Genomic DNA, 17488 nt, shown 5'->3' on the forward strand with positions numbered 1-17488 from the left:
CCTGTAAAAGGCAATGCGGCTTGTGTCGTTTCGCGAGACGCCTCGCGGCGTAGTGCGAGTTACTGCGAAAGCACGACTTGCGCGATGATCCCCGAAGCAACGGCGACGAGCAGATAGTCGCCACCGACGCCTACCCACTGATAGCCGCGCGGCGGCTGACGCAGGCCGTGTTCATGGTAGTTATCGACGACGTATTGATGGTCACGATAGTCTTGCGACAGATGCTGACCTTTCTGCCAGTCTGAATGGCGCGGGCCGTTGTCCGCATGCTCGGGCGGGCGCGGTGCGTCATGTCCGTAATTAGCAGGGCCGTGTCCTGGTTGGCCAGGACCGCCATGATTTTGCGGGCCGCCGTGATTTTGTCCCGGACCGCCGCCATGGTTCTGATCCGGACCGCCGGGGCCTTGCTGCGCAAAGGAAGCGCCGGCGGCAAGACTCAAGGTCGCGCACAACAGCGCGGCAACGATTCGATTCTGCTTCATGTTGATTCTCCAATCGAGTGAGAGGTTCGCGTGCATCGCCTGATGCGTGCGCTGCGAATCGATGAGCGGACTTTACTCAAAGCCGAAAGGAAACGGGGTGAGCAGATGTAAGCGTCGCTTACGTATCATTACGGCGAGGGGGGAGCAGACACGCGAAGGATACAGATCGCGGCACGTACCGCCTGGCCGGGTACTTCGGCATCTGTCGGTACACTTGAAAGGCAGGCCGCGTGGACTGCATGACCGCAATGAAGCTGTCCAACGGATGGAACGACATGCAGACCTATTATCTTGCCATCGATGTCGGGACGGGCAGCGTGCGAGCCGCACTCGTCGATGCGCGTGGCGTGGTGCGCAGCATCGCCGCACATGAGCACGAGCAAATCGTGCCGCGTTACGGCTGGTCTGAGCAACGCCCAGCGGACTGGTGGGAAGGCGCCGCGCGCTCGATACGCGAAGTGCTCGACGACGTTCCGGATGCAGCTTCCCATATCGTCGCGATATGCGCATGCGGCCAGATGCACGGCACGGTGCTGATCGACGCCGATGGTCAACTCGCACGCGATACCGCGCCGCTCTGGAACGACAAGCGCACCTTCGCACAGGTCGCGGCGTTTTGCGCGCGCCACGCAAGCGCCTCGTATCTCGCGAAGACCGCGAACCCCGCGACGCCCGCGTGGCCCGGTTTCAAGCTGCAATGGATCAAGGAGCACGACCCGTCGGCTTATGAACGCGCGAGCACGGTGTTCATGCCGAAGGACTACGTGAACTTCAAACTCACGGGCGAACGTGCGTGCGACTGGAGCGATGCATCGACGAGCTTCATGATGGACCCGCGCACGCGCGAGTGGTCGCAAGACATGCTGACCTTGCTCGGGCTCGATGCCGCGAAGCTCGCGCCGATTCGTGCGCCGCTCGACATACTCGGCGGCGTGACGCACGAAGCGGCCGCCGCAACCGGTTTGCGCGCGGGTACGCCGGTGCTGGTTGGCGGCGCGGATTATCCGGTGTCCGTGCTCGGCTCGGGCGTGTTCGAGCCGGGGCTGGCATCGGATATCACGGGCACATCGTCGATCATCACGATCATCGCCGACACACCGATGCTGCATCCCGAAGTGTCGAATCTAGCGACTTGCGAAGGGCTGTGGGGACGCTTCATGTTGCTCGATTCGGGCGGCGATGCCATGCGCTGGGCGCGTCGCGCGTTCCATGAAAACGCGCTGTCCTACGACGATGTCGCTGCCAAGGCCGCAAGCGCGCCGGTGGGTTCGGAAGGTTTGTTCTTTCTGCCGTATCTCACAGGCGAGCGTCTCGGCGAGCACGCTAATTCGCGTGCACAGTTCTTCGGTATTGCGGCGAGTCACGGGCTCGCCCATCTACATCGCGCGGTGCTCGAAGGCGTTGCATTTGGCGTGCGTCGGCATATCGCGCTCATCAAGCCCGAAGGCGTGGGTATCGAGCGGCTCGTTGCGGCAAGCGGCGGCGCGAAGGCGTCGCTTTGGCTCGATATCAAGGCCAGCATGTACCGCACGCCCATTCTCGTGCCGGCGCAATTGGAATGCGGCGTGATAGGCTGCGCCATTCTTGCTGCAACCGCGCATGGCCAGTTCGCACGTCTCGCCGACGCCGTGCGCGCCTTCGTGCAGTTCGAGCGCGAAGTGCAGCCCGACCCGCGTGCGAGCGATACCTATGACCGCATGATGCCGATTTTCGAGCGCCTTTATGTGCACTCGCAGCAGTTTTACGACGATCTCGACCGACTCTTTCCAGACAACCCAACCTCTACATGACGAATCAGACTTCCTCCATCAAGGCTGTCCTTTGGGACATGGACGGCACGCTCGCCGAAAGCGAACCGCTTCATTTGAGCACGCTGGTTGCGGTGCTTGCGCATCACGGCATCGAAGCGGGCGACGAATTGCATCCGCTGATCTTCGGTAAGACAGGGCGCGAAGTGCACGCGCTGTGTAGCGAACGCTTTGGCATCGATACGGACTTCGCGGACTGGTCCGCGTTTCGCGCACGGCATTATCTCGAAGGCGCGCCTCGGCTCGTGCCGCGTCCTGGCGCGCTCGAGGTGTATCGCGCGGTGAAGCGGGCGGGCATAACGCAAGGAATCGTGTCCAATTCGTCGCGCATGTTGCTTGAAGCGAACTTGCGAGCACTGGGCATCGAGGAACCGCAACTCGTGAGCGTAAGTGTGAACGACGTGCGCAACGGCAAGCCGAGCGCCGAGCCGTACGAACGCGCGGCGTGGCTCATGCGTCTTGAGCCGGAGGAAGTGGTCGTCGTGGAAGACAGTCCCACTGGGGCGCGCGCGGCGATCGCGGCGAACATGCGCGTGCTGGCCTGGCCTTTCGACGATGCTGGCGCCGCGCTTTTTTCAAACGATGCGCAAATCGTCCGCTCCGCCGAGGAGCTTGCCAAGGCGCTGGGCGTAGATCTGGCCTAAGCAAGAAAGTGTCGGCGTTTTCAGGTGCGCCGCTTGCTAAAGCGAGATGGCAATCGGTGCATGCCTTCGTTAAGCCTGCATGATTCTATGCAAAGCACGCGCGTAAAGACGCGCTAAGATGAATGGCTGCACATGGAACGTGCCTCGTTCGCATAATGCGCCGCGCGCTGCGAACGGACGCTCGGAAACGAAGGAGACACCATGCTTACGCTCTATCATCGAGGTGTAGCGCTACAGCCGTCCGCAGGTCGAAGCGGCAAGCTGTTCGTATCGTGCGTATCGATTCTGGAAGAAGACGGCGAGGAAACGGTACTGCGCGAGTTGGGCGCATTTCCCAGCCGCGACGCGGCGCTGCAGTTTGCGCTGACATGCGGCACCGCTTTCGTCGATGGTGAACCACTGCCGATTGCGCCACAATCCGTCGTGCGTGACGAGGAATCGAAAAACGCCGGTCTTTGAAGACCGGCGTTTTTTTGCTTCAGGGTGTGAGTACCACCTTGATGCAACCGTCCTCCTTGTCGCGGAAGGTCTTGTACATTTCCGGTCCTTCCGCAAGCGAGACGCGGTGCGTGATGACGAACGAGGGGTCGATCTGACCTTCCTGAATGCGGCTGAGCAGGTCGTCGGTCCAGCGAGCCACGTGCGTCTGACCCATGCGCCAGGTGAGGCCCTTGTTCATCGAGGCGCCAAAGGGAATCTTGTCGATCAGTCCGCCATAGACGCCCGGTACCGACAGAATGCCCGCGGGACGGCATACGTAGATCATCTCGCGCAACACGTGCGGCCGGTCCGACTCGAGCATGACCGCCTGCTTGGCTCGATCGTAAAGCGAGTCGAACGAGCCCGTGGCGTGCGACTCCATGCCAACGGCATCAATACACTTTTCCGGGCCTTTGCCTTGCGTGAGATCGGCGAGGCGCTCGACCACGCTCTCTTCCTTGAAGTTGATGGTGGTGGCGCCCGTGACGCGCGCCATTGCAAGGCGTTCAGGCACGCAGTCGATTACGACGACATGCTTTGCACCAAGCAGAAATGCGCTGCGAATCGCCATTTGTCCCACCGGTCCCGCGCCCCAGATCGCCACGGTGTCCGTTGGCTCGATATCGCAGTTGATCGCCGCTTGCCAGCCTGTCGGGAAGATGTCGCCGAGGAAAAGCACTTGTTCATCTGAAAGGCCATCGGGAATCTTCACGTGCGTTTTATCGGCGAAAGGTATGCGTACGTACTCGGCCTGGCCGCCGGCATAGCCGCCCGTCAAATGCGTGTAGCCAAAGAGACCCGCCGTGGTGTGTCCGAAAACCTTGTCGGCCGTGCTCTTGTTGCGATTACTGCGCTCGCACACGGAGAAATTACCGCGCTTGCATTGATCGCACTCGCCGCAAAAGATGGTGAACGGTACGACTATGCGGTCGCCGATCTTGAGCGCCGCGTTTTCAGCGCCGACTTCGACCACTTCGCCCATGAACTCGTGGCCCATGATGTCGCCGGATTCCATGCCCGGCATGAACCCATCGAACAGATGCAGGTCCGAGCCGCAGATGGCGCAACTCGACACCTTGATGATCGCGTCGCGCGGATGTTCGATCTGCGGGTCCGGTACCGTGTCGTAGCGAATGTCCTTCTTGCCGTGCCAAGTAAGCGCTTTCATTGGAAGTATCCTTGTCCTTTAGAGTGAACTGTCGACGACGCCTTACTTGTTGGTTGGCTCGCCGGGATCTTCGATGCCCTTTTCCATATTGTCCTTCTGGTCACCGTAGTCCTTTCGATTCGCACCGTTCGTTATCTCGACGTCACCCTTCAGCTTGCGATCTTCATTGCCGGTGAGTGTGCCGATGGCCGTGTCGGTCCAGCCCTTTATTTGTTCCTTGATGCCTTCTTTCTGATCCTTGTTCATTGCGTTCTCCGTGCCATGTATCGGAAGCCTAAGAGTCTCTTGCGCCAATCGTTGGCGTCGATACAATTCAGCAACGCGTGTGCCTTCGCCGTGTATACATTGCGCGAGCGCTCCGGCCGACATGCGGCACTACGATTGCTGCGAGAAAGAAGTGCGCTTCATGGTTCGACATCGCGCATCGAATCCACGCCTGATCTGTGCGTCCGGATGTGATTCGTCTGTTTATCCATCCGATCACTTAAACGCAACTATCAGGAGCAACAAGATGAACACGCCCGCAGAAACCCCCATGACCGATGACCCGAAAAGCGACGACGAAGTCGAATCCGGCACGGACGATGTGCTCACCACGGATGTATCGGAAACCGATGATGAAGGAACGACTGTCCGCGAAGCGGAAGTTGACCCGGACGATCTGACGGAGATCGAGCCGGAAGGAGGCGATAAGTCTTGATGTAAAGCGGTGTGGCGGCGCGGTCCGAATGGCCCGCGCCGCTTATCGTGTGTCTGATCAGCCGAGCGCCTGACTGGCCGCCGCTGCACGTCCGCGCAGCCAGTTGATGCTCGCAAAAAGCAGCACGGCGAAGACGATCAGCATGGTCGCGACCGCCAGTATGGACGGGTCGATCGAATCGCGGATGCCGCTCCACATCTGACGCGGCACGGTCTTCTGATCCGGCCCGCCGATGAATAGAATCACGATGACTTCATCGAATGAAGTGGCAAAGGCAAACACGCTGCCTGTGGCGACTGCAGGCATGATCAGCGGTAACGTCACACGCCTGAACGTGATCCATGGCGCCGCGCCAAGACCGGACGCCGCGCGCAGCAGGCTCTGATCGAACGACAGCAGCGAAGCCGTCACGGTGATGACCACGAATGGCGTACCAAGCGCCGCATGCGCGAGCACGACACCCGGATACGAGTTGACGAGACCGAGCGGCGCGAAGATTAGATAGAAGCCCGCAGCCACGACGACGATGGGTACGATCATCGGTGAAATGATGATGGGCATGATGAGCGAGCGCCACGGAAATTGCGCGCGGCTCAGGCCCAGCGCGGCCAGCGTGCCGAGACAGGTCGCGATCAACGTCGACGCCGCGCCAATGCCGATGCTGTTCAATAGCGAGCGCTGCCAGTCCGCGCTCGTCAACGCCTGCTCGTACCAGCGCATTGAAAAGCCCTGCATCGGATATGAAAAGTACGAACCCGAATTGAACGAGAGCGGAATGATCGCGAGGATGGGCGCGATCAGAAAGAACAGGACGATCGCCGTATGCACGCGCACCCAGCGATTCGCCACGCGTTCGGTCAGCACGGTATTGCGTTGATCTTGCATGTCGTCGAGTCCGTGTCGTTCAACCGAAACGCAGCCGGTCGATGCCGACTATGCGGTTGAAGAGGAAATAGAAGACCGCCGTGAAGATCACGAGGTACGCCGACAGCGCGCCCGCGAGTCCCCAGTTGAGCTGCGTGTTGGTCTGAATGGCGATGAGCTGGCTGATCATTTCATCGCCCGCGCCGCCGAGTAGCGCAGGCGTGATGTAGTAGCCGAGCGCTAGCACGAACACGAGGAAGCATCCCGCGCCCACGCCCGGCAGCGTCTGCGGCACATAGACCCGCATGAACGCAGTGAACGGATGCGCGCCCAGCGACTTCGCTGCACGCATATAAACGGGCGATACGCTTTTCATCACCGAGAAGATGGCGAGGATCATATAAGGCAGCAGCACGTGCGTCATGCCGATCAGCACGCCCGCGCGATTGAAGATGAGCGGCACGGGATGCGACGCAAGGCCCAGCCCCATGAGCAGGCTGTTGATGACGCCGCCCGGTTGCAGCAGCACATACCAGGCGGTCGTGCGCACGAGAAGCGAGGTCCAGAACGGCACGATCACAAACAGCATGAGACGGTTGCTGCTCTTAGCGGGCAGATTGGCGAGCAACCACGCAACGGGGTAACCGAGCACGAGACACATGAGCGTGACGGTTGCGCTGATGGAGATGGTACGCACGAACGCCTCGCGAAACACCGATGAATCGGCCGGCATGGACGCTATCTTGCCTTGCGGTGTCACTTGCGCATCGACCGCTGCGAGCAGGTAGTCGGGCGTGGGCGATGCAGCGGCGCGCTTGAGCAAGCGCCAGATTTCCGGGGAATTCCAGCGCTCGTCGGTTTCGATGAGCGCGGGTTTCCATGCGGGTGGTGCATCGGCGGGCAGGCTGCGTGCGGTACGCATCAACAGGCTGCGAAACTCCGCTTGCGCGAAGTTCAGACGGCGCGCCACGGTCCCGAGCTGACCGCTTTGCTGGGCTTCCTTGAGGCCGGCGGCCAGCAATGCGAAGGTGCGTTCGTCGGGCACGCCGTGGCCGTCCCAGGCATCGAGCGCGCGCGTGAGGGCGGGCATGCTGTCGGGGACTTCGCGATTCTGCACGCTGCGCGCGAGCAGTAGCGCAATCGGCGCGATAAAGGTAGACAACAGAAACACGATCAGCGGCAACGCAAGCAACAGCGCTTGCAACGATGCACGGCGACGCGCCTTCTGATAAGACGCGTGGCCGTCGGCGCTTCTAGGAGAGCCCGATGGCGCGGCCTTTGCGGATACGGACATGTTGGTGGTCGCGGTCAAGTCGGGCTCTCTTCGGATCATGTTTCGCGTGAAGCGGACAGCGTCGATACCTTGCTGTCTTACTGCGTCAGCCACACCTGAAAGCGCTTGTTGATCTGATCGGCATTGTCGGCCCAGAAATTCGCGTTGATCTGCACGGCGCGCTTGAAGTTGGCAGGCGAGGTCGGCAGGTCGGCAAGACGCTGCTTGTCCACCAGTTCTATAGCGTCCTTGCGCGGCGGCGCATAAGCGATGTACTTCGTAAGATCCGCATACGCCTTCGGCTGCGATGCCGAGATGATGAACTTGGCCGCCGTGTTTGCGTTCTTCGCGCCCGTCGGAATGCCCCACCATTCGAAGTCGTACACCTGCGCGTCCCACACGGCCTTGAAGGGCTTGTTGTCCTTCTTCGCTGCATCGTCGATACGGCCGTTATAGACCTGTGTCATCGCCACTGCGCCGTCGGCGAGCAACTGCGGCGCCTGCGCACCCGACTCCCACCACACGATGTTCTTCTTGATGGTGTCGAGCTTCTTGAATGCGCGATCCACGCCAGCTGGCGTGCCAAGCACCTTATAGACATCCTTGGGATCGACGCCGTCGGCGATCAACGCCCATTCCATCGTCACCTTTGGCGACTTGCGCAGGCCGCGCTTGCCGGGAAACTTCTGCAAGTCGAAGAAGTCGTTGACGCTGGTCGGCGCGGTCTTCAACTTGCTCGCATCGTAGGCGTAGACGGTGGACCACACCATGCTCGCCACTGCGCAATCGAGGATGGAGCCGGGAATGAAGTCGCTCGTCTTGCCGAGCGTCTTCTTGTCGAACTTCATGAGAAGACCTTCGTCGCAAGCGGTGATCGCGTCGTTGGTTTCGAGGTCGATCAGGTCCCACGTCGTGTTCTTCGCCTGTTCCATCGCGGAGAGCTTGGCCAAGCCGCCGTCGTACGATTCCGTCGAGAAGCCAACGCCCGTGGCTTGCGTAAAGGGCTCGAAATAAGCCTTCTTCGCAGCGGCTTCATAAGCGCCGCCGAACGTCACGACCGAAAGTGTCTCTGCAGCCTGAACGGTGATGCTGGAAAACGCGCATAACGCGAGTGCCGCGCATTGAGTTTTGATAAAAGTGCGCATGTCAGTTGGCTCCTGCTGTAGCGGGCGTGGTGATTGAAGTTGACGACGGTGTGGAAGAAAGAGGTGTGGACACGCTTCTGGACGCGCTCATCGCAAGTATCTTGCAGTCGTCGTGGCGCCAGGCGACATCGACCGTGCTGCCATCCGCGGGCAAGGCGTGACGCTGAGTGTTCGGCAGCTTGACGACGAGGTTGTCGCGCGTGCCGAGCTTCAGGTGCACGCGATGATGATCGCCGCAATAAACGAGTTCTTCGACTCGGGCGCGCACCACGTTGCTGTGTTCGTCGACATGCGAACCTTCCGCGCTCGGAATGTGCGCGCGTTCGGGGCGCAGCGCGAGCATGGCTTCGTCGCCTTCGGTGAGGCCGGGTTCGCATCGTCCACGAATGATGTTGCCGTCCGCGAGGGCCAGGGTCGCCCATTCGTCGCTCGTACTGGCCACGCGGCCAATGAGGCCGTTGTTCTCGCCCACGAAGTTCGCGACGAAAGCGTTCTGCGCGTTCTCATAGAGTTCGCCGGGCGTGGCGGCTTGCTGAATACGGCCATCGGAAAACACGGCGACTCGGTCCGACATGGTCAGCGCTTCGGCCTGATCGTGCGTGACATAGACGATGGTGAGCGACAACTCGCGATGCAGCCGCATGATCTCGTATTGCATGGTTTCGCGCAGACGCTTGTCGAGTGCGCCGAGCGGTTCGTCCATGAGCACGACGCTCGGTTCGAAGACGAGTGCGCGCGCGAGCGCCACGCGCTGTTGCTGCCCACCGGAAAGCTGCGAAGGACGCCGGTTCGCGAGATGCGGCAGTTCGATCATTTCGAGCGCGCGCTTGACACGCGCCTTCTGATCGGCGCGGCTTACGTGGCGCACGGAGAGCGGGAACGCGACGTTCTCTGCAATCGTCAGATGCGGAAACAGCGCGTAGTTCTGAAACACCATGCCGATATCGCGCAGATGCGGCGGCTTGTCGTCGAGACGTTTGCCATCGAGACGAATCTCGCCTTGCGTGGGAGATTCGAATCCCGCGAGCATCATGAGCGTGGTCGTTTTGCCTGAGCCCGATGGCCCGAGCAGCGACAGGAATTCTCCCTTGCGCACGTCGAGATTCAAGTCTTCGACGACGTAATGCACGCCGTCATAAGACTTGCTCACGCCCGTGAACGAGATAAAGGAAGCGTCAGGCATCGTTCGGTCCTGTCCGTTTGCAGTGACGTTCAATGCGCGCCAACCTTGCTGGCGAGATAGCGCGCGAAGTCATAGTTGGGCCGTTCGAGATGGCTGAGATGACCGGGCTTTGCAAGCGGCGCATGCACGCCACGAAAAACCGCTTCGACGCCGCGCTTGTCTTCCGCGTTGACTTCATCGAGCAAGGTCTTGAGCGAGGCCATATGCGCATTCGCTTCTGGGTCGGCGATGAACTCGGGCGCAAGACCGCCGCCGAAACGAATATGCACGCGGCCAACGCCTTGCGGTTGCAGCACGAGATACCAGAAGTAGCCAGGTGTGAGCGTGACGAGATGCGTCGGATAGATCGCCAGCAGCGCCGTGGTCTTGCGCCAGTGTCCCGTAAGCCGCGTGTTGTCCGGATGCGCGTTACCAATGGGCAGAGACGCTTCCTTCGTGATCCAGTGGTAATTGAATGCGGGAAAGCCCGGTGGGCATTCCATCTCTTCAAGACGTGAATGCGGTCCTACTGTCGCGCGATGCAGCATGGGCAGGTGATAGCTCTCCATGAAGTTTTCAGCGAGGATCTTCCAGTTGGTGTCCCACACGTGCTCTTCATAGAAAGTTTCGATGTAGTGTTCCATGCCGTAGGCATCGATGAGCCCGCTCAAATCGGCAAGCTGTTCACTGACCGGCCGCGCTTGATCGTCGAGCGTTACATAGATCCAGCCTTGCCATTCTTCACACCGCACGGCGGGCAACTTATAGCTTTCCTTGCAGAAGCCTTCTTGACGGTCCATCAGGGGTGCGCCTTGCAACGCGCCATCCAGCGAGTAATTCCATGCATGATATGGACACACGATCCTGCGCACGTTGCCGCGCCCTTCGAGCAGAACCGACATGCGATGCAGGCAGACGTTGGACATCGCCTTGAGTTGCATCTGCTCATCGCGCAACACCACGATAGGCTGTGCGCCAATGCGCGCCGTCAGGTAGTCGCCCGGCAACTTCAAGGCGCTTGCGCGGCCAACGCATTGCCATTCGCGTTCGAAGATGTCGCGCTCTTCGAGCGACAAAAAATCGGCGGAGGTGTAGACGCCAGGCGGCATGGCATGCGCGTCGTTGAACGATCGTTCGCAACCGGCGCGCAACTCGTCGACGAGTGCCGTGATCGGGATCGTTCTTGCCTGGCTGGTCATGAAAGACTCCTTGAATCTATTTCCCTATAAGCGCGCCAGCGTAGAGTCGGCAAGGCGTTGCGCTCGCATGGCAACAAATTTATCAAGCCAAATTACCAGCCAAAATATTGTTTTCGGATACAAAGCAGAGCTTTTGCCTATGTAGCGTTCCTGGCTTTGGCGTTTCTTAGGCGTCTAGATGCAGCCGCCGGATATAGTTCTCACAAAACGAGGCGAAGCGTTGCACCACTTGGCGCGGCTTCATGGTGCGCGATTGCGCAATGCCTAGCGTCGTTGCGTTGACGGTGTCCTTGAAGCGCTTAATCACGAAGTCTTCACCATCTACGGTGCGATTCGATTTGAGCGGAAAATTGAGGATGCTATAGCCTAAGCCGTTAGCCACCATGCCGCGCACGACTTCAGGCTGCGACGACCGAAATGCGGGAACCGGCCGGTTGCCGACGGCATCGAAAAGGGCCGCGAAATATTCTCGGCTATGCGGTAAATCCAGCATCACGTAAGGCTCCGCTTCGAGATCCGCTAATGAGACCTTGCGCGCGCGGGCTAGCCGGTGCGTCTTCGGCAAGATGACATAAGGCGGCAGAGAAAGCAGTGGCGTAAACGCGATGTCCTCGGTCAAATCCAGGCTATAGGTCAGCGCAATATCGAGCGAGCCGTCGTGCAAGCCTCTTAGCAGGCCATCCTGATGCGCCTCGACGGTCCTAAAGGAGATCCCTGCATGCTCGCCGGTAAAGCGGCTTATGAGCCCCGGCATGAGCGGCGGCGCAAGTGAAACGAGGCAGCCGAGCGCGATCGAGCCCGTCATGCCGCCATCCATTTCCTTAGCGGCCATTTGCAATTCTTCGGCTATTTTTAGCAGGTTGCGCGCTTGCCCCAGAAGGTCTCGGCCTGCTTGCGTAAGCGACAATCCCGCCGCGTGATGCCGTATGAAGAGCTGCACGCCAAACGATATTTCGAGGTCCGCGAGCGCGGTGGAGATCGACGGCTGCGAAATGTGCAGGCGCCGCGCGGCGGCTGTAAAAGACAGCACTTCCGCCGTCACGACGAAGTAGCGCAATTGCCGAAGCGAGTAACGCAAAGGGTGATTTTCCATCGGAAACGCTCCGCCTCTAAACGGTTGACCGGCCGAATTGTGGGTTCGCCAAAAAGGATTGCATAGCCAAAACCGATGCTAAGCATTTTTTAAATATATTTTTAGAATTCTGCGCTCAAGCGTAAATTTGGGCTTCATTGGCAGCACGCCAGCCACGTACGACTGCACGTATTTCAAGGACGCTGACTTCGCCGGACACATCCGCGAAGTAAAGCCATATCGGAAGGACATAGCCATGACAGTGGAAATAACCTCAATCGACACGCTCGTCGTTGGCGCCGGTCAGGCCGGCGTGGCGATGAGCGAGCATCTGAGCAAGCTCGGCGTGCCGCACCTCGTTCTTGAACGCGACCGCATTGCGGAACGCTGGCGCACGGGACGTTGGGACTCGCTCGTGGCGAACGGTCCGGCGTGGCACGATCGTTTCCCCAATCTCGAGTTCGATGAAGTCGATCCCGATGGCTTTGCCAATAAAGATCAGGTCGCCGATTACTTCGTCACCTACGCCGAAAAGTTCGATGCACCCATTCGCACGGGCGTCGAAGTCAAGAAGGTGGTTCGCAATGTCGGGCGGCAAGGCTTCACCGTCGAAACATCGGAAGGCGTGATCGAAGCGAGCCGCGTGGTCGTCGCTACTGGTCCGTTCCAGAAGCCGGTCATCCCGGCTATCGCCCCGAAGGACGAGCGTCTTACGCAGCTTCATTCGGCTGATTATCGGAATCCTGAGCAATTGCCGGAAGGCGCGGTGCTCGTGGTCGGCGCGGGATCGTCGGGCGTGCAGATTGCGGATGAACTGATGCGCGCCGGCAGGAAGGTGTATTTGTCGGTCGGCCCGCATGACCGTCCGCCGCGCGCGTATCGTGGCCGTGATTTTTGCTGGTGGCTGGGCGTGCTCGGCGAGTGGGATGCGGAAGTCATGCGGCCGGGCAAGGAGCACGTCACGATTGCAGTGAGTGGCGCGCGCGGTGGACAAACAGTCGATTTCCGCCGTCTCGCGCATCAGGGCATGAACCTCGTCGGTCTCACGAAGTCATTCGAGAATGGCATTGCAACGTTTCAGCCAGACCTCACGACCAACATCAACAACGGCGACGACAACTACTTGTCTTTGCTGAGCGCCGCAGACGCGTATGTGGCGCGCAATGGTATCGATCTGCCGGACGAGCCCGAGGCACGCATCATTCCGTCCGATCCGGAATGCATGAAGCAGCCTGTTCTCGAACTGAACCTTGCCGATGCTGGCGTGAGTTCGATCATCTGGGCAACCGGCTACGCCGTCGACTTCAGCTGGCTCGATGTCAACGCCTTCGACGATAAAGGCAAGCCCAAGCATCAGCGAGGCGTTTCCAAGGAGCCCGGCGTTTATTTCCTTGGCTTGCCCTGGCTTTCGCGGCGCGGCTCCGCTTTCATCTGGGGCGTCTGGCACGATGCAAAACATATTGCCGATCACATCGTCACGCAGCGCAAGTATCTCGCGTATCACGATGCGTCGCGCCGTCATGCCGACCAAGCCGCGACATTCAGCGATCCGCGCGTGCACAAGGTCAGCGAGATGGGCGTGAGTTGACGATCGCCCAAGACGCCGCATTCACTATTCAATCATTCTCAGCTTCGAGGTGCATCGATGAGCCAACCTACGCATACGCGTATCCGCATGTTCAACACGAAGGATACGTACCCGAACCAGACGCTCGATAACGATCTTTGCCAGGCCGTGCGCGCCGGCAACACGGTCTATGTGCGTGGTCAGGTGGGAACGGATTTCGAAGGCAATCTGGTGGGTCTCGGCGATGCACGCGCGCAAGCCGAGCAGGCGATGAAGAATCTCAAGCAGTTGCTCGAAGAGGCGGGCAGCGACATGAGCCATATCGTCAAGACGACCACGTATCTGATCGATCCGCGTTATCGCGAGCCGGTGTACCAGGAAGTCGGCAAGTGGCTCAAGGGCGTGTTTCCCATTTCGACGGGGCTGGTGGTGAGTGCGTTGGGACAGCCGGAATGGCTGATGGAAATCGATGTGATCGCGGTCATTCCTGAAGGTTGGAAGCCCGCCTAAGTCGAGGAGCCTTGCATGACATTCTCCGTGATCGGACGTTGCCAGGAAACCGGCCAGCTTGGCATTGCAATCAGTTCGTCGAGTATCGCCGTGGGCGCGCGATGTCCGTGGGCACGCGGCGGCGTGGGCGCGGTGGCCACGCAAAACGTGACTTTGCCCGCACTTGGGCCGCAGATCCTCGACCTCATCGACACTGCGCAACTCGATCCTCAAGCGGCGCTCGACCGTGCGCTCGATGCGAACGCGTACAGCGAATATCGGCAAGTAACGGTCATCGACGCTCATGGCCGCACCGCGTTTTTTAGCGGCAAGGAAGCGCTTGGCCTGCATCACGCGGTGGCTGGAGATCAATGCGTCGCCGCAGGCAACATGCTTGCGAGCCTCGGCGTGATCGAAGCCATGATTCCCGCGTTCGAAAACACCAAAGGCATGTTGGCGGATCGTTTGCTCGCGGCGATGCGGGCGGCGATGACCGCAGGCGGCGAAGCCGGGCCGGTGCATTCCGCAGCGCTCAAGATCGTAAGCGATCTGAGTTGGCCTATCGTCGATCTGCGCGTCGATTGGGCCGACGCCGACCCCATCGGCCAGCTCGATGGTCTGTGGCAGGCTTATCGGCCGCAAATGCAGGACTACGTGACCCGTGCGCTGAACCCGACAGTGGCGCCTAGCTATGGAGTGCCGGGCAATGAGTGAGATGTCGAGCCGCGACTTGCTCGAACGGCTGATCGGCTTTGCAACCGTCAGCCGCGATTCGAACCTGGAACTCATCGAGTTCGTTCGCGACACCCTTGCGAATCTCGGCGTCGAGAGCGAACTGTTTTATAACGCCGAGCGAACGAAGGCGAATCTGTTTGCGACGATCGGTCCGCGTGACAAGGGCGGCATCGTTCTATCCGGTCATACCGATGTCGTGCCCGTCGATGGCCAAGCCTGGACGCTCGATCCCTTTCAGCTTACCGAGAAGGAAGGGCGCTTATATGGCCGCGGCACGGCGGATATGAAGGGTTTTATCGCTTCGGTGCTGGCCTCGGTCCCCACGTTCCTTGAGAAATCGCTAGTCATGCCCGTACACCTTGCCTTCTCTTACGACGAGGAAGTCGGTTGCCTTGGGGTGCGGCCCATGTTGGAGCAACTGGCGAGGCGCCCACACAAGCCCGTTTTGTGCCTGATCGGAGAGCCTACCGAACTGAAGCCGGTGCTCGGTCATAAAGGCAAGCTCGCCATGCGCTGCCAGGTGAAGGGCGCGGCTTGTCACTCGGCTTACGCGCCCTACGGCGTGAACGCCATAGCGTATGCAGCACGTCTTATCGGCAAGCTGGATGATATTGGCGAGAACCTGGCACGGCCCGAGCACCATGACGCACTCTTCGATCCACCCTATTCGACCGTGCAAGCAGGCGTCATCAAAGGTGGGCGTGCGCTCAATATCGTGCCGGCGGAATGCGAATTCGATTTCGAAGTGCGTGCGCTTCCCGGCTTCGACGCGCATGAGGTGGCGGATGAATTGCAAAGCTTTGCCGAAGCCGAATTGCTTCCGAAGATGCGCGCGGTGAAAGCGGACACGGACATTCGCTTCGAATCCTTGAGCGCCTATCCGGGCTTGGCCACACCGCCAGATAGCGAAGCAGCGCGCCTGCTGACGCTTCTTAGTGGCTCGAACGAGTTCGGCACGGTGGCGTTCGGCACCGAAGGCGGACTCTTCAATCAAGTGGGCATCCCAACCGTGGTGTGCGGACCGGGAAGCATGGATCAAGGGCACAAGCCCGACGAGTTCGTGAGGGTCGAGCAACTCGACGCCTGCGACGCCATGCTCGCGCGTCTTGCGGATTATCTAGCAACCGCTTCCTGACACGCGCCATGGCGCGTTCGAGAGCCCCAAGATTTTCGACGGGCTCCGCGGTGCGCATGGTCTTTCGAAACGACTCGCGCATGCGCCAAATCAATAAAGGAGACGACTTTGAATACGTCGGATAGCAACACGTCCTCGTTCATCGAGAAGCATACGATCGGCTATGTGCCGCCGGAGGATCGGCATGGCAAGGTGCGCGATCTATTCACGCTCTGGTTCGGCGGAAACATTGCGCCATTGCCTATCGTGACGGGCGCGCTTGGCGTGCAGATATTCCATTTGAACTTGCTGTGGGGAATCGTCGCGATCATCGTCGGTCAGGCAGTGGGCGGCGTGTTGATGGCGCTGCATTCGGCGCAAGGGCCACAGATGGGTATCCCGCAGATGATCCAGAGCCGCGCGCAGTTCGGATCATGGGGTGCCTTGCTCGTCACGGTGATTGCGGGCGTGATGTACGTGGGCTTCTTTGCATCGAATATCGTGCTCGCAGGCAAGTCGTTGCATGGCATCGAAACGTCGATATCGGTGCCGGTCGGGATCGTCGTCGGTGCGGTGGGCTCGGGGTTGATCGGGATCATCGGCTATCGATTCATTCACGTACTCAATCGAATTGGCACGTGGGTGCTGGGCATCGGTATCTTCGTGGGCTTTGCATACATCTTCACGCATATCGCGACGGCCGATTTCTTCGCGCGCGGCGGCTTCAATTTCGCAGGCTGGCTGGCTACCGTTTCCTTGTCCGCGCTATGGCAGATTGCGTTTGCACCTTATGTTTCCGACTACTCGCGCTATTTGCCGAGCAATGTGCGTGTAGCGTCGACGTTTTGGGCGACGTATCTGGGCTGCACCATTGGCTCCTCGCTTGCGTTTGCCTTCGGTGCGGTCGCCGCGCTCGCCGTCGCGCCCGGCGCTGATACCATGGACGCCGTCAAGACTGCGACCGGCCCCCTCGGCTTGCCCATGCTCGTCTTGTTTCTGCTTAGCGTGATTAGTCATAACGCGCTCAATCTCTATGGCGCGGTGCTCGCCACGATTACTTCGTTGCAGACGTTTGCTTATCGCTGGATTCCCACGGCCAAAGCGCGCGCCGTGCTTTCAGTCGCGATTCTGCTTGCGTGCTGCTATGGAGCGATTGGCGCATCGACCAACTTTGTGGGAAATCTCGTCGATCTGGTGCTTGCCTTGCTCGTGGTGCTCGTGCCCTGGACCGCGATCAATCTGATCGACTTCTATGTCATCCATAAAGGGAAGTACGATATTCAATCGATCTTCGAAGCCGATGGCGGCATTTATGGGCGCTTCAATCCGCAGGCTTTGATCGCTTATGCAATCGGCATCATCGTGCAGATTCCGTTCATGAATACGCCGATGTACGCCGGTCCCGTGCCGAAGTATCTCGATGGCGCGGATCTGTCGTGGGTCATTGGCCTGCTGCTGACTTCGCCGCTTTATTACTGGCTGGCTTCGCGGGATTCGGGCTATCGGCGCAGACAAGAGGGCGCGTTGACGATGCGGCAAGCGCGCACGGGTCCCGGGTACGAGTGATGATGCCTGGCGGCGCGGCG

18 protein-coding genes are annotated in these 17488 nt (G+C 59.9%); 9 read left to right on the plus strand and 9 right to left on the minus strand.

Annotation, left to right across the window (positions count from 1 at the left end; translation table 11 throughout):
• Positions 1-59 precede the first annotated feature (59 nt).
• Positions 60-482, minus strand: coding sequence for an RcnB family protein (locus tag LDZ28_RS25490; RefSeq protein ID WP_244830188.1), 423 nt, complete (start codon positions 480-482; stop codon positions 60-62).
• Positions 483-757: 275 nt separating this feature from the next.
• On the opposite strand from LDZ28_RS25490, the gene LDZ28_RS25495 reads away from it, so the two are divergent.
• The 3 genes from LDZ28_RS25495 to LDZ28_RS25505 all read left to right on the plus strand — a co-directional run bounded on the left by LDZ28_RS25495 (position 758) and on the right by LDZ28_RS25505 (position 3393).
• The gene (locus tag LDZ28_RS25495; protein WP_244830189.1) at positions 758-2272 is read left to right on the plus strand and encodes an FGGY-family carbohydrate kinase; all 1515 of its coding nucleotides are present in this window, start codon (positions 758-760) and stop codon (positions 2270-2272) included.
• Positions 2269-2934 carry an HAD family phosphatase gene (locus LDZ28_RS25500; protein WP_244830190.1) on the plus strand — a complete coding sequence of 222 codons (666 nt, stop codon included), beginning with the start codon at positions 2269-2271 and terminating at the stop codon, positions 2932-2934. The genes LDZ28_RS25495 and LDZ28_RS25500 overlap by 4 nt, the downstream gene beginning before the upstream one ends.
• Positions 2935-3135: 201 nt before the next feature.
• Complete coding sequence (locus LDZ28_RS25505) at positions 3136-3393, plus strand: hypothetical protein (protein ID WP_244830191.1); 258 nt, start codon at positions 3136-3138, stop codon at positions 3391-3393.
• A gap of 19 nt (positions 3394-3412) precedes the next feature.
• Here LDZ28_RS25505 and LDZ28_RS25510 read toward each other — a convergent pair whose 3' ends face one another.
• Both LDZ28_RS25510 and LDZ28_RS25515 read right to left on the minus strand, forming a co-directional pair.
• Positions 3413-4582, minus strand: coding sequence for a zinc-dependent alcohol dehydrogenase (locus tag LDZ28_RS25510; protein ID WP_244830192.1), 1170 nt, complete (start codon positions 4580-4582; stop codon positions 3413-3415).
• A 42-nt stretch (positions 4583-4624) separates the two neighbouring features.
• A complete protein-coding gene (locus LDZ28_RS25515; protein ID WP_244830193.1) occupies positions 4625-4828 on the minus strand; it encodes a CsbD family protein in 204 nt (67 codons plus the stop codon).
• A 265-nt stretch (positions 4829-5093) separates the two neighbouring features.
• Here LDZ28_RS25515 and LDZ28_RS25520 point away from each other — a divergent pair, with 265 nt between their 5' ends.
• Positions 5094-5282, plus strand: a complete 189-nt coding sequence (locus LDZ28_RS25520) for a hypothetical protein (protein ID WP_244830194.1) — start codon at positions 5094-5096, stop codon at positions 5280-5282.
• Positions 5283-5339: 57 nt separating this feature from the next.
• Here LDZ28_RS25520 and LDZ28_RS25525 read toward each other — a convergent pair whose 3' ends face one another.
• The 6 genes from LDZ28_RS25525 to LDZ28_RS25550 form a co-directional block, all read right to left on the minus strand.
• Positions 5340-6167, minus strand: coding sequence for an ABC transporter permease (locus LDZ28_RS25525; RefSeq protein ID WP_244830195.1), 828 nt, complete (start codon positions 6165-6167; stop codon positions 5340-5342).
• 19 nt (positions 6168-6186) lie between these two features.
• Positions 6187-7440, minus strand: coding sequence for an ABC transporter permease (locus tag LDZ28_RS25530; RefSeq protein ID WP_244830196.1), 1254 nt, complete (start codon positions 7438-7440; stop codon positions 6187-6189).
• A gap of 77 nt (positions 7441-7517) precedes the next feature.
• Positions 7518-8564 carry an ABC transporter substrate-binding protein gene (locus LDZ28_RS25535; RefSeq protein WP_244830197.1) on the minus strand — a complete coding sequence of 349 codons (1047 nt, stop codon included), beginning with the start codon at positions 8562-8564 and terminating at the stop codon, positions 7518-7520.
• A 1-nt stretch (position 8565) separates the two neighbouring features.
• Positions 8566-9747, minus strand: coding sequence for an ABC transporter ATP-binding protein (locus tag LDZ28_RS25540; protein ID WP_244830198.1), 1182 nt, complete (start codon positions 9745-9747; stop codon positions 8566-8568).
• A 29-nt stretch (positions 9748-9776) separates the two neighbouring features.
• On the minus strand, positions 9777-10925 hold the full coding sequence (locus LDZ28_RS25545) for an SRPBCC family protein (RefSeq protein WP_244830199.1): 1149 nt from the start codon (positions 10923-10925) through the stop codon (positions 9777-9779).
• 166 nt (positions 10926-11091) lie between these two features.
• Positions 11092-12018: a LysR family transcriptional regulator gene (locus tag LDZ28_RS25550; protein WP_244830200.1), complete on the minus strand. Its 927-nt coding sequence runs from the start codon at positions 12016-12018 to the stop codon at positions 11092-11094.
• 235 nt (positions 12019-12253) lie between these two features.
• Here LDZ28_RS25550 and LDZ28_RS25555 point away from each other — a divergent pair, with 235 nt between their 5' ends.
• From LDZ28_RS25555 to LDZ28_RS25575, 5 genes are all read left to right on the plus strand, one after another.
• Complete coding sequence (locus LDZ28_RS25555) at positions 12254-13585, plus strand: NAD(P)/FAD-dependent oxidoreductase (RefSeq protein WP_244830201.1); 1332 nt, start codon at positions 12254-12256, stop codon at positions 13583-13585.
• A 57-nt stretch (positions 13586-13642) separates the two neighbouring features.
• Complete coding sequence (locus LDZ28_RS25560; protein WP_244830202.1) at positions 13643-14074, plus strand: RidA family protein; 432 nt, start codon at positions 13643-13645, stop codon at positions 14072-14074.
• Between the two features lie 15 nt (positions 14075-14089).
• On the plus strand, positions 14090-14767 hold the full coding sequence (locus LDZ28_RS25565) for a DUF1028 domain-containing protein (protein ID WP_244830203.1): 678 nt from the start codon (positions 14090-14092) through the stop codon (positions 14765-14767).
• Positions 14760-15923 (plus strand): acetylornithine deacetylase, encoded by a 1164-nt coding sequence (argE, locus tag LDZ28_RS25570; protein ID WP_244830204.1) that lies wholly within the window; start codon positions 14760-14762, stop codon positions 15921-15923. The genes LDZ28_RS25565 and argE overlap by 8 nt, the downstream gene beginning before the upstream one ends.
• A 108-nt stretch (positions 15924-16031) precedes the next feature.
• Entirely contained in the window at positions 16032-17468 is a 1437-nt protein-coding gene (locus LDZ28_RS25575; RefSeq protein ID WP_244830205.1) for a cytosine permease, read from the plus strand.
• Positions 17469-17488 lie beyond the last annotated feature (20 nt).

The organism is Caballeronia sp. TF1N1 (genome assembly GCF_022878925.1).
Taxonomy (GTDB): domain Bacteria; phylum Pseudomonadota; class Gammaproteobacteria; order Burkholderiales; family Burkholderiaceae; genus Caballeronia.